Raw genomic sequence first — 13,159 nt, forward strand, 5'->3', positions numbered from 1 at the left:
ATCATGCGAAATCTTCTTTTAAAATTATTATTACCGGCGGCTGTATGCTGGATGATGGCGTGCAACAAAGCCACGGAAGCGCCGGTGTCTCCGGACGTTGCCCACGTGATGATCTATAACGGTAGCACGGGCTTTATCAGCAAGGCCAGCCGGGTATTTGTAGACACGGCTTTTATCACCGCCAGGAGTTACAACGACATCAACGGCGGAGGCATGGGCATGTTCAACTCCGCCGCCTACAACTGGCTGGCGCCCGGGAAACATCGTATAGGCTTTACCGATACCAGTGGACAGGTAAAGATCGTGGAAAAATACGCCATACTGGCAAAGGATACCTGGTATACTTTTTACCTGGCAGATAGTTTAGGCTATTACCAGGTACTGATGTCTGAAGAAAACATCGCAGATCGCCCGGCAAACAAAGCCCGCATCCGGTTCGTGCATCTTTCGCCGGACAGCGGCCCGCTGGATTTTTTCATTGATATGGAAAAAGTACCGGGGCTGGACAGCATGGTGTATAAAACCATCACGCCTTTCATAGAAGTGGACCCGGCCGAAAATCCCTCCTTCCGCGTGAAGCAGACAGGCGCGCCGGAAGATGCGCCGCACCTGGTAAGGAAGACCTTCGCTACCTATGCCGGCCGCTCCTACACGTTTATTTTCCGCGGCTACATACAGCAACAGGGCGAAGATCTCAACACCACCATCAACATGTCTGCAATTATGAATTTTTAAACCAGCTAAAAATGCGTATAGTCTATACCGTTATAATACTAGGAATAATGGCATCCTGCCGGCGGGATAAAGAGGAGATTCCTGCACTGCCATCACCGGAGATCACCGCAATAAGCCGCGAAACGGTGCAGTCGGGCGATACGCTTGAGCTTTCCGGCAAAAATCTTCAGCTGCCCAACTATTCCACAGAAGTTTTCATCAGCGATCGCCCGGCGCGCATTCTCAGCCAGTCCGATACTAAACTACAGTTGCTGGTTCCTGAAAAAATATTCACCGGCAACATCGTAGTGCATATCGGCCCTCAAACCACGCTGTGGCCGGAAGTAAAAGTAATTGGCTCTCCCAAAATAAAGACAGCCAATCCCCGCTATGCCTATGCCGGTGATACAATCCTGCTCACCGGCGAAAATCTCGGTAATGATGCTACTGTGCTGAAAGTGTGGCTCGACGGCGTGCCCGTTACCATTACTGCTGTGAAGCCGGATAGCGCGCATATCATCGTTCCTGCAGGCACAGGCCTGCATGCAGTAGTGAGCTGGCAAACCTACAATGGCCCAAAATACAGGCAGAACGACATAACTGTAGCAGTAAGGCCCGCCAACATCACTGCCAACAATATTCTCGAATACCTGCAAAAAGATCCCGGAATGGACCTTACCGGTGCAGTAATGGATTACATGTCACTCACACCTGCAAACAAAAGCCTGAACGATACGCTACGCCAATACCTCACCGGTCAGATCCCCTGCATCATGTTTCTGCCTAATAATATCACGATGAATGCAATAGGCGTTTATCAACACAGCGACGCGCCTAATGCAGGCTTTAATTTCAATGCCCTGCTGAATGCGGTACTGAAACAAACCACCGAACCGGAGCCAGACAAGCTCTATCCTTCGGAATATACCAACTATGTGTACGAATATTTTGATGGCTTCCCCGACTGGCATGCGTTTATCGTGATCAGGGAAGTAAACGGTGAGAAATATGTGCTTTCCACGCTCAATACAGGCGCAGACCAGCCCATATCAGAATACGGCCAGCAACGGCGTATCATCAGGAAACATCAATGTGGCAACAGCATCATATATGAGATAGATGGCCCCATGACGTATCCAATTGGCAACTGGTAATAATAACACCCGCTATAACTAAAACCAGAGAAGCCGTCTTAAAACAAGAGACGGCTTCTGTATTTATCTTACTGCCATTCAATTTCACGCAGCACACCTCCGGTACCAACATCACTATCATATCTGCATAAACATTTTCTTTATAGCTTCGTGATGCCGCGGGTCGCTTACTTTCAATATTTCATTTACCAGATCGGTAGAAAGCGGGCGTTCATTGGGATACCCGTGCAGGCGCAGGAAATTCCGCAATGCTTCATTTACCTTATCCTCCCCGATCAGTTCACTAAGTCCTACCATCACAACAGCGCCTTTTGAATAGCTGATATGCGTATTCTCATCAGTAACCCTATACAGTGGCTGATTTTCTGAAAATCCCTTCTCCGAATCATAGATCTGCTGATGCACTTTTACCCGCTCCAGCATTTTCTCTTTTCCATGCATCTTCTTATACACCATCATCTCGGTATACATGGCTAATGTTTCTGTGAGCATGGCGGCGCCTTCCCGCTCATCCGGCGACACCTGGTTACTTCCCCACCAAAGATGCGACAACTCATGCCCGGCCAGCTCATTGATAACATCCTGTTGTTTATCTGCTTTGATATTGGCATGAAATAACATGTTCTCCGTCATAAAAATAACGGCAGGATAGGCAGTAGCCGCAAAGCCTTTGGTAAAGGAAGATATTTCCGCAAAAGTAACAGACCTGAAAGGGTAAGGGCCAAAATTATCCCTGCAATAATCCAGGCTAAGCTTTGCATTATTCACCAGGTGACCCACATTCTCCGCATGTTGGGGATTATAAAAAACGTTAATGCTGATCCCTTTATACACGGTACTTTCCAGGCTATATGCAGCCGATGATAAAGCAAACCGGAATGGGATGGGCACAGGTGTTTCATACCGGAAGTAATTCCGGTTCCTCTCCTTCCATTGTCCTGCCAGTTCTCCTGTAGCTATTACAGTCTGATCCCCGTCTGTGGAGACTAACATATTTAAACGAATAAAATCATTCGTTGAAGTCCTGGGATCACTTAACTTCTTAATTTTCGTTGCTTCTCCCAATCCATATTGCTTTCTCTGAAAACTATCTGCTATTTCATTATCCGCCTGGTAGCCCAATTGCGGGTAATACCTGCTGATGCGCATAAAGGAGCCATTCTCTATAATAGCGTTCATGGATGGCACACCGTTCACCGCCCACCATTGATAACTCATTTCAAAATGAATGCAGGCGCTATCTCCCGGCAGCAAGGGGTATTTTAAAACCAGTGTTGAAACGGGCATATTTATCCTGATATTTTCCTTTGAAGAAGAATACCCGGCTTTAATGATCCTGAAATCCCTGTTAAAGCCAACCAGGATATTACTGATTATTTTTCCCGTAAGATTTTTTATAAGATAACTGCCTTCAATGGTGTAGGCATGTTGCCGGGGATACAGATCTATCCTCGTATTTACATCTGTAACAGTAGGCTGTGGAAGATGCTGGTACTTCCGGTAACGGGTCTCATATTGTGCGGCATCGCTCAGCAATGCCTGTTGGGTTTTTGGTGAGATATATCCCTGCAGGAACATTTTCCCGGAAATAAACCCGGTCAACGCCAGCACCAGCATACATAAAAGAATAACAGGTGATGGTTTCCTGTTTTTTATGACATAATAAACAAACCATAGCACTGCTGTTGCACTCAGGCCGAACAACAGCCGCCAGGCGAATGCCCCCGGGAAAGTTCCATAACCGTTGAAATCGCTGTATACGCCTGTATAACCGGAAAAAAAACGGAGCAGTGGTTGCGTAATAAACATCTTTGATAAAGGACCGGCCATGAACAATGCCGCACATATAGATATACCCAGGGCAATGTTCCTATTGCCTGCAACCACATCGATAAGCAACAGGAAGCCTGCGAAAAGCATCAGTGGAAATGTATTAAATATAAAAACGCCCAGGTAAGCATTGATATCTACCCGGAAATAATGGTAACCGCACTGGAATAATAATCCCAGTACGATAAGCAAAACAGTAAGGTACAGGAGCAAAATGCTGATGCCACACCAATGCCCGGCCACTTTTGTTGTTGAATAAAAAGCAGTGTCTTCAATCATTGAAAACCCTGCCGCACGACTTCTCCAAAAAATATCATTTACAAAATAGACGGTTAACAATAAGCCCGGGAAATAAAAATTTTCAGATATGGTAGTAGCCATCAGTCCTGAGCTGGCGTAATGCTGCGGTAAACGGATACCTTTGTCGATCTCCGCATACATTTCCATACCCACATAAAAAAGCAGCAGGATACCCGCCGCGGGTAAAGCAATACTTTTAAAAATATAAATCAGGTCGATCCGTGCAAAAGACAGGACAGACCTGCATCTTGCAGGAAAATTAAATTCCGGTGCTATCCGGCGAAGCGGGTGGCTATAGCGATAAAACGGGCCATCTGTTCTCTCTGTTCTCCGGCGCTTCACCGCTCCCGTTGAAAATACCGCGCTTCTATATCCCAGCATGATAAACAATACAGAAAGCCCTGTTACGGTTAACCTGTTGAGCAGGAAGTAGCCCGACAGGGGCACTATCACCGTATTCCGTTGAAGCACTGTAAAGCCGCTGCTACTGAGGAAATAAGCAGATAACCCGAATGGATCCGCGAGTGCAGACACCTGCTGCACTGCCATCGACTGCGGCAAACTACCGGCCATAAAAGGGGAATTGGAAAATACCAGCAATACCATGTACAATACATACAGCATCAGGCTTCCCATGGCTACCAGTAACTTTTTCCGGCTAAGCCAGGCAAGCAGGTAAAGCACGCTGCAGGTGAACAGGCTGTTAATGGCTCCGAAAACGAGCAGGGGGTACAGGTAATAAACGATACTGAACCTGGATTGCATTTCTGGACCTGTTCTCAGGTATTGCCCGGCTGCGAAGCCTGCAGCCATCAACAAAAACCCCGTGAATGTTAGTACAAAGAAGGAAAGGAAACGCCCGCTCACAAAAGCTTTCCGGGAAAGGGGCGTTACAAAAAGGATCCTGTCGAACCCCGTATCCCATTCCTTGAATAATAACTGGTTTGATAAAACAGTGGCGATAAAAATAACAGCAAGACTTAACAGGCCCAACATAAATCCGATGGTATAGGGAGCGTTGAGATAAATACCTGTGCCCGGCGACAGGTTGAACCGGCTTCCGGCAAAAACACCCGCACCTAACAGGAAGATCATAGCTGCATATGCGAACAGGCCTCTTGTATAGCTTGTAAGATCAAACAGGAAAATAGCTCTCATAGGTGCTGATCATTGGTGTAAGACGTGAAAATAAACATGCTCCAATGTGGGTTGTAATTCGCGGAAACCCTGCGGGCATTCGTTTGCATATACAACAATATGCATTTCCTTTTCAATAAGCTGGTGGCTGATCACCTGGTAGCTGGCCTGGTACGCTTCCCGTTCTGATCCGGGGATCTGCTTTGTCCATATTTTCCCTTCCAGTGCCGCAAGCATTTCAGCAGGTTTACCACATGCCTGTAAACGGCCTTTTTTTATGATTGCCATTTGCTGGCACAGGTTGCGCACATCTTCCACCAGGTGAGTAGAAAGGATCACGATCACCTCTTCACTTGTTTCGCTCAGCAGGGTATTAAAGCGGTTCCGCTCTTCAGGATCAAGACCAGCGGTAGGCTCATCCACGATGATGATCCTGGGATCGCCCAGCAGGGCCTGGGCCACCCCGAAGCGTTGCTTCATGCCCCCGGAAAAAGTATGCACTTCCTTGTTCCTGAAAGCAACCAGATTTACTTTTTCCAGCAGGCTAAGGATCTGTACTTTCCTTTCTGCCGCATTACTGATACCTTTCAGTATAGCCAGGTGCTCCAGGAGCCTGTAGGCAGAAATTTTGGGATAAACCCCGAAATCCTGCGGAAGGAAACCAAGTTGTTTTTTTATAAACCCCGGGTGCCGCACAATGTCGGTATCATTAAAATAGATGCTTCCTTCACTGGGTTGTTGTAATCCCACAATAGTTTTCATCAGTGAAGATTTGCCGGCTCCATTAGGGCCCAGAAGCCCGAACATGCCGTTGCCTATTTCCAGGGAAACCTTTTCCAGCGCCTGCACGCCGTTCGGATATTTCAGCGAAACCTGTTCAATTGATATCTTATTCATTATTTACTTTTCAGTTCAGACAATAATATCCCCTGCAACAACAGGCGTTGCTTTGGGCTGATATAATATTGATATGCTGTTGTTCCGGTTCTCTGGTATTATGAATAGCTCAGGGCTTTAAATGTAGATGTCTGTTTTAAGAATAGATTTCCTGTCAATACAAAATCCACCCGCGATCTTTACCCGGTTCATAGCCAAATATAGCATTAATTTTATCGCAATAATATAATTAATTATCGTAAAACGATAATTAATTTTTAGATCCCTGAGTAGTGGCGAACAGTTTTCGTGTCAGCATATATGATAATATGTGAAGCAGATTTGTTTTTCAATATTATTGATAACAGTATTACCCGTTGCGAACACGGATTATGGAAATGATTGATGATATAATATCAGCAGGGAACAAAGTGGCATAAAAAAAGCCGCTACAGTAGCGGCTTCCAGGCATCATTAAGCAGTACTGGCTCCTGCTCTCCACTGTCTGCAAAATTATTTTTTCCTCCTGACAGATAAGGCGGCGATACCCACTGCTACTGCGTCTTCCAGGCCTCCCACAGCTGCATCTTTTATTTTCAGTTTCCTGCCGGTAGCCTTACGCAGGTAGAAGAAAGCATATGCGGCGGCTATTGCAGCCACACCGCCAATCACTGCGCCCTTCCAGGCTTTTTCTCCCCTGGCCTGGTATAAAGTGGCGCCCGCCAATGCACCAGACAATGCCCTGCCTGTAATACCGGTAGCGGCTATACGATTTCCAATACCGGGGGCTTTATCTACCACCAGCTCACCGGCGGCCATTGTTTGTAAATACCGTGAAGTTCCAGGTTGCTGCATAAAGCGTAAAGGCGATCTACGCAGTTTCTCCGAGGGTTGTTGATTAACAAAATAACTGGCAAAAGCAGGGCCCATAGCGCTGCGCATCCCGGTAACCATGCCCAGGCCAATAGCCCGGCAGATAGTAGGTATCATAGCTTTTTTCATACTGTTGCCGTCACAATCATTATGCCATGCATACCACTTTGCTTCTGTCCGCTATAACGCTACCATTACTTCTGCGGCGCTGCCGATAAACGCTGGTGGTCTTTCTCCAGCTGCGCTTTCAGTTGCTCATAATTCACCTCCTGCACTGCCTTATTGCTATTAATGGCCAATACCGCTGCCGTAGCGGCGCTTTGCCCCAGGATCATAAACACCGGCTCCATCCGGATAGATCCGTAGGCAATATGTGAGGCGGAGAGGCATACCGGTACCAGTAGGTTACTGCACTCCTGCTGTTGCGGAAGTATAGATCCATACGACACCTGGTAAGGCGATTTTATATCCACGCCTATGTCGCCTTCATTCTGCACATAGCCGTCTTTTTTCACATATCGTTGCGCATTATGTGCATCCAGTGTGTAAGAGCCCATACCAATGGATTGCGGCACGGGCACTTCTCCCAGCACCGCCTGCTGCGTCATCACATGCACGCCTTTCATCCGTCTCGCTTCACGCACATACAGCTGGTGCGGCCAGTTATGGTTATCACGGAACTCATCGGCCGACAAGCCCCAGGTTTGCATACGGCGCTGGATAGCAACAGGCACACGGGCGTCATGCGCCAGGAAATACAATAAGCCCTGCTGGTACACTTCATGCTCATGAATAATTTCCTTCCTGCGCTCATAAGATGCCTCGGGATAATCGTAGTTCATGCCGATGTTATCAAAACTAAAAGGGCCATGATTGTTCACATCTGTTTTATGATTGGGGATAGGATCAAACTTGTTGAACACTTCATTCCAGCCACTGTCCAGCACACGGACAAGCAGCTCATACTGCGTGGAATCATATCCTTCCGGTTTGGGTAAGGCAATACGGTTGGCAGGGTTATCAGTAAGGCACATACGAAAACAATAAGCCTGAATCTTTTTATCGGCTGCGCCTTTCTCACCAGGATCTTCACCGGAAACACGCGGCAGTAAACCGCTGTTGGGATCGCCGGGAATGCGGTAAGGACTGATGTTCTGTTTGAAATAATGGCCATGATGCAAAACGCCGGTTTGTACACCGTTCCAGCTTTCGCCATAAGTAGCCACCGCTTCGCGGCCTGTGGTATAGCTTACACCGGCAGCCGCCATCAGGTCGCCTTCATAGGTAGCATCAATAAATACTTTGCCGCTATAGGTATGACCGCTGAGTGTAGTAATGGATGCTATCTTTCCATCTTTCTTTTTCACACCGCGTTCACGGTCCAGCCATTCATCCCGGTAAACTTTAATACTATTCTCCCTGATATAATCTTCAAATACCTGCTCTGCCACATGCGGTTCAAAGATCCACATGGTACGCTCTGAGCCGTCCATTGCCGGCGTTCCCTGTCCTTTGTTGCCGTATTCGGCCTGCTGTTGCCAGTTCCAGGCGGCTGGCTGCTGGTAGTGCATCCATATACGGTGATAAAAATCACGGGCCAGTCCGCCTATTACCGATTTGTTGCCGGTATCAGTAAATCCAAGTCCGCCTGAAGAGAGGCCACCCATATGCTTATCCGGAGACACTACGATCACCGTTTTGCCCATTTTATGCGCCTGCACCGCAGCTGTTATTGCAGCAGAAGTGCCGCCGTAAATAATTACATCTGCCTTGTAACCCGGCGCTGTTGCGCGGGAAAACAAACAAGCCATCACCAATGTTGTTGCTAACAGTACTGTTTTTCTCATGCTGTCAATAATTTTTTAAGATATGCCGGATAACTTTTTCCTTCTGTGCCGCCATCACCCAAAGTGATACTGTCGCCAAAACAAACCACCCTGTTATGAGGCAGCTGCCTTTGTATAATATATTCATATAACGCCACTGCCATGGTGCGGTACCCTGCCGGGGTGGGATGCACGCCGTCCTGCTTGTTACTGTTGGCCATATTCCGGATCAGGCTTTCCATCCCTTCTCCTACATCTCCCACCTGTTGAAAAATGTAACCCATGTCCAGTAAGTCCTGTTTATTGTCCGCTGCAATTTTCCGGATCACGTTATTCACCTCCTCCTTCCGTTTGGCGTGTCCTTCCGGCTCGTAAAAGGCGCGTGGATGGCGGGTATATAAATAGGGCTCATACACCGGCAGGATAGTCATCATCAATACCCTGCTGTTGGCAGCTATCAGCTGCGCCACTATATTCCGCAGGTTCGCTTCATACTGTGGCAAAGCAATATGCTTCATCGAATTCATATCATTGGTGCCGATCTTAAGGATGGTCAGGTCCGGCTGATGCGCCAGGCAATCTTTATCAATACGCTTCAGCAGATCAGCGGTATTATTGCCGCCGATCCCCGCGTTGAAAATAATGGTGTCGTTAGTTTGATAAACCTTCCCCGGGAAATACTTTTCCGGAAGTGAAAACGTGGCGGTGAGCAGTCCGGCCTGCAAAAAATTCCTGCGATGCATTTACTTCTGTTTGAAGAGGAATAAAATACAGTTAATAAACTATATTTCTAAGCATTATCTTCTAAACGGTAAAAAAACAGCTATTACACCCTTCCCTATACAAAATGTGAAATTATCAAGGCTTCAAAAATAAAACATCTGATGTTTAAATAAACATCATACCTTTGTCAGGTAAATGGAAATTTATGGAGCCCACATCCAAATTATCGGACCGCGTTATCAATGCCATCCAGAAAGATATCTCCCGGGGGAAGTATAAGCCCGGCCAGAAAATACCAGCAGAGCCCGAGCTGATGGTACAATACGCCGTTGGCCGTTCTACCATCCGGGAAGCCATTAAAACGCTGGCTATGACGGGCATACTCCGCGTGCAACAGGGAGCAGGCACTTTTGTAAATGAAGCCGTGCAGGCGGAATCGCTGGACCAGCGCCTGAGGAGAGCCGACTTCGAGGAAATTAACCAGGTAAGGCGCATGCTGGACTATGAAATTGTGAAGCTGGCAGCACAAAACCATACCAAGGAAGACCTGCACCAGCTGAAATCATTGCTGGAGCAGCGCAAAAAAGCCATCCTGGAACAACAATACCAGCAATGCCTGGAAGCGGATATCGCTTTTCATACCGCTGTGGCAAAAGCCTCGGGGAATAATGTGCTGGCAGACCTTTTCCGCAGCTTTACAACGGTGATCCGCGATTTTTTCACTAAACGTGATACGCAAAGCATCAGCCATTTTGCGATCAGTCACCATCTGCATGAGCAATTATATAAAGCCATCAAAAGTGGTAATGCCAAATTATCCCGGCAGGTAATGGAAGATATCCTGGACAATAACTACTAAAATATTAATAAATGAACATCCTGATCTTTAGCTTGATACTGCTGGCAGGCGCTTATGTAGCGGGGTTATTGGGCTCCCTTACCGGTCTTGGTGGCGGTGTGATACTGATCCCTTTGCTAACGCTCGTATTTCATGTAGACATCCGTTATGCCATTGGCGTGGCCCTGCTGGCCTCCATTGCCAACTCTTCCGGCGCCGCCACTGCCTACATAAAAGAAGGCATCACCAACATCAGGCTGGGCATGTTCCTGGAAATTGCTACTACGGCGGGCGCCGTGGGAGGCGCGCTGCTGGCCATATTCACCCCGGTAAATACCATCGCCATCCTGCTCGGCATAGTGTTGATATTTTCCGCTGCCATGACCATCCGGAAAAAGCATGAACATGCGGAACAAACAGGCAGTAAATTATCTTACCTCTTAAAACTGAACAGCAGCTATCCAACGCCCAACGGGGAGGTGAGCTATCAACTGAAAAATGTGGCCGGCGGATTTGGGATCATGCTTATTGCAGGCGTACTATCCGGCCTTCTGGGCATCGGCTCCGGCTCATTAAAAGTGCTGGCTATGGACAGCACCATGCGCATCCCTTTCAAAGTAAGTACTACTACCAGCAATTTTATGATCGGCGTTACTGCCGCAGCCAGTGCAGTGGTATACCTGCAGAGAGGTTACATTGATCCTGGCATGGCTTTCCCGGTGGTATTGGGTGTATTGGGCGGCGCATTCACAGGCGCGCGTTTACTTACGTTTATAAATGCACGCACGCTCAGGATCATCTTTTCTGTAGCCATCACCTTTGTAGCGCTTGAAATGATCTACAACGGATTTAATCACCAGTTTTAATGACTGCATCATGAATGTATTCAGGAAAATACTCGGCGACCGCGATATTGAATTACTCATCGGCAAACAGCTTAGGACCGGCGTAGTTACTGCCAGCTGCATCGCGCTGCTGGGAGGTATCTTTTACCTGGCGCAGCAAGGCGCGGCCAGTGTACCGGATTATTCACAGTTTAAAGGGGAAGGCGCAGAATACACCTCTTTCCGGGGTATCTTCCACGGCGTGGCTACCGGCAGCCCTACAGAATTTATCCAGCTGGGCGTGCTGGTATTACTGGCCACGCCTATCCTCCGTATCCTTTTCTCACTGCTGGCATTTGCGCTGGAAAAAGACAGGTTGTATGTGTGTATCACCATGCTGGTGCTGGGGATTATTTTGTTCAGTATGTTCGGCGGATTGAAAATATAACGCTATTCTTCCCGCAGGCGCTCATCGGTATAGGTGATGGTGGTTTTGCCGTGGGGAACAGGTTTGCCTTGTTCATCTACGCTCACAAACACCATTTTATCTACCGTAAGAATAGTTTTTTGTGTGATCTTATTCCTCACCTGGCAGGTAAGCGTAAGGGAGGTTCTGCCAAAGTGGGTGGCTTTAATGCCCAGTTCTACAATATCGCCCTGGCGGGCAGAATTGATAAAATTGATTTCAGACATATACTTGGTCACGCAGCGGTTGGTTCCTAACTGGATGATGGAATAAATAGCTGCTTCTTCATCGATCCAGCGCAGCAAACTACCGCCAAATAAAGTACCATGCGCGTTCAGATCCTCCGGCTTTACCCATTTCCGTGTATAAAAATTCATGCCTCAACAATTTTGAGGGCAAAGCTATTTCATTCTCCGATACGATGCACAACTTTTCCTGACACCATGGTAAGCTGCACCTGGATATCATCGTCAAAAATAACAATATCCGCATCCTTTCCTGCTGCCAGGGTACCTTTCCGATTATCCACCCCCATAATGCGGGCAGGGGTATAGCTCATCATCCGCGCAGCTTCCGCCACCGGCACGCCTGCCAGGTTCACCATATTCCGCACAAGGCGGTCGGCAGTAGCTACGCTGCCTGCAAATGCACTGCCATCAGGCAGTTTGGCCACTCCATCTTCCACTATTACATCCAGGCCACTGTTCAGCGGTCCCAGTACGCTTTTACCGGGAGGCATGCCTGCCGCCCGCATGGCATCGGTGATAAGCGCTATGCGCTCCGGCCCTTTGATTTTGTAGATCAGCTTCAGCAGCGGCGCCGGCAGATGCGCCCCGTCTGCAATCACTTCTGCATCTATTTCATCTATCAGGTATACGCTTTCAACAACGCCGGCATACCTGTACAGGTTACGGCGTGTTACGCCCGACATGGCCGAGTAAAAATGTGTTGCCAGCGTATAGCCACATTCCACTGCTTTCACTACGTCTTCATAAACAGCATCGGTATGGGCAATAGCCGGTAAAACGCCTTTGCTCCGCAGGTAATTACCCATTTCCAGCGCCCCGGGTAATTCCGGCGCTACGCTCCAGCGCACAATATGTTCGCTGTAATCCAGCACTTCCCTGTACTCTGCAGGATCGGGGTTCCGGATATAACGCGGATCCTGTGCGCCGCGCTGGCTCATGGCAAAATAGGGGCCTTCAAGATGGATGCCCAGGAAAGATGCGCCGTTATGCGGCTGTGCTACCGCCTGCCGGTAGATGTCGAGCGTATGCAGCAAACCGGATTTTTCAGCCGTTAAAGTAGTAGGCACCATTGCCGTAGTGCCATATCGTGCATGCGTTTCCGTTATACGGTGAAAAGCGTTTACGGTGCCATCCATAAAATCGTGGCCACCGCCTCCGTGTATGTGCAGGTCAATAAAACCGGGGGCAATGTAATTCCCCCCGGCGTCTATGATCCTGTCTGCATAATCCGGGAGAGTTCCTTCTCCCACGGATGCAATACGCCCGTCTTTTATCAGTACGCTGCCGGATGCAATTACCCGGAAGGGAGTGATCAGGCGGCCGTTAATAATCTTAATAGTTTCCTGCATG

12 protein-coding genes are annotated in these 13,159 nt (G+C 48.0%); 5 read left to right on the forward strand and 7 right to left on the reverse strand.

Annotated features, from left to right (window positions below; all coding sequences use genetic code 11):
* The first annotated feature begins 3 nt into the window (after positions 1-3).
* A complete protein-coding gene (locus VIM72_RS20595) occupies positions 4-735 on the forward strand; it encodes a DUF4397 domain-containing protein (RefSeq protein ID WP_332004710.1) in 732 nt (243 codons plus the stop codon).
* 11 nt (positions 736-746) lie between these two features.
* The gene (locus VIM72_RS20600) at positions 747-1,868 is read left to right on the forward strand and encodes an IPT/TIG domain-containing protein (RefSeq protein ID WP_332004711.1); all 1,122 of its coding nucleotides are present in this window, start codon (positions 747-749) and stop codon (positions 1,866-1,868) included.
* A 117-nt stretch (positions 1,869-1,985) separates the two neighbouring features.
* Here VIM72_RS20600 and VIM72_RS20605 read toward each other — a convergent pair whose 3' ends face one another.
* The 5 genes from VIM72_RS20605 to VIM72_RS20625 form a co-directional block, all read right to left on the reverse strand.
* The gene (locus tag VIM72_RS20605; RefSeq protein ID WP_332004712.1) at positions 1,986-5,156 is read right to left on the reverse strand and encodes an ABC transporter permease/M1 family aminopeptidase; all 3,171 of its coding nucleotides are present in this window, start codon (positions 5,154-5,156) and stop codon (positions 1,986-1,988) included.
* Positions 5,157-5,165: 9 nt separating this feature from the next.
* Entirely contained in the window at positions 5,166-6,032 is an 867-nt protein-coding gene (locus VIM72_RS20610) for an ABC transporter ATP-binding protein (protein ID WP_332004713.1), read from the reverse strand.
* Between the two features lie 492 nt (positions 6,033-6,524).
* A complete protein-coding gene (locus VIM72_RS20615; protein WP_332004714.1) occupies positions 6,525-7,013 on the reverse strand; it encodes a DUF4126 family protein in 489 nt (162 codons plus the stop codon).
* Positions 7,014-7,078: 65 nt separating this feature from the next.
* Positions 7,079-8,731: an FAD-dependent oxidoreductase gene (locus tag VIM72_RS20620; protein ID WP_332004715.1), complete on the reverse strand. Its 1,653-nt coding sequence runs from the start codon at positions 8,729-8,731 to the stop codon at positions 7,079-7,081.
* Positions 8,728-9,453: an SGNH/GDSL hydrolase family protein gene (locus VIM72_RS20625; protein WP_332004716.1), complete on the reverse strand. Its 726-nt coding sequence runs from the start codon at positions 9,451-9,453 to the stop codon at positions 8,728-8,730. The genes VIM72_RS20620 and VIM72_RS20625 overlap by 4 nt, the downstream gene beginning before the upstream one ends.
* Positions 9,454-9,638: 185 nt before the next feature.
* On the opposite strand from VIM72_RS20625, the gene VIM72_RS20630 reads away from it, so the two are divergent.
* Genes VIM72_RS20630 through VIM72_RS20640 form a run of 3 tightly spaced genes read left to right on the forward strand, consistent with a single transcriptional unit; the run spans position 9,639 to position 11,543 of the window.
* Positions 9,639-10,292, forward strand: a complete 654-nt coding sequence (locus tag VIM72_RS20630; RefSeq protein WP_332004717.1) for a FadR/GntR family transcriptional regulator — start codon at positions 9,639-9,641, stop codon at positions 10,290-10,292.
* A gap of 11 nt (positions 10,293-10,303) precedes the next feature.
* Entirely contained in the window at positions 10,304-11,137 is an 834-nt protein-coding gene (locus VIM72_RS20635) for a sulfite exporter TauE/SafE family protein (protein WP_332004718.1), read from the forward strand.
* Between the two features lie 10 nt (positions 11,138-11,147).
* Positions 11,148-11,543: a DUF1634 domain-containing protein gene (locus VIM72_RS20640; RefSeq protein WP_332004719.1), complete on the forward strand. Its 396-nt coding sequence runs from the start codon at positions 11,148-11,150 to the stop codon at positions 11,541-11,543.
* 2 nt (positions 11,544-11,545) lie between these two features.
* On the opposite strand, the gene VIM72_RS20645 is transcribed toward VIM72_RS20640, so the two are convergent.
* Both VIM72_RS20645 and nagA read right to left on the reverse strand, forming a co-directional pair.
* On the reverse strand, positions 11,546-11,938 hold the full coding sequence (locus VIM72_RS20645) for an acyl-CoA thioesterase (RefSeq protein WP_332004720.1): 393 nt from the start codon (positions 11,936-11,938) through the stop codon (positions 11,546-11,548).
* Positions 11,939-11,967: 29 nt separating this feature from the next.
* Positions 11,968-13,158, reverse strand: a complete 1,191-nt coding sequence (gene nagA / locus VIM72_RS20650) for an N-acetylglucosamine-6-phosphate deacetylase (protein WP_332004721.1) — start codon at positions 13,156-13,158, stop codon at positions 11,968-11,970.
* Position 13,159 lies beyond the last annotated feature (1 nt).

This window comes from Chitinophaga sp. (assembly GCF_036569185.1).
Taxonomy (GTDB): domain Bacteria; phylum Bacteroidota; class Bacteroidia; order Chitinophagales; family Chitinophagaceae; genus Chitinophaga.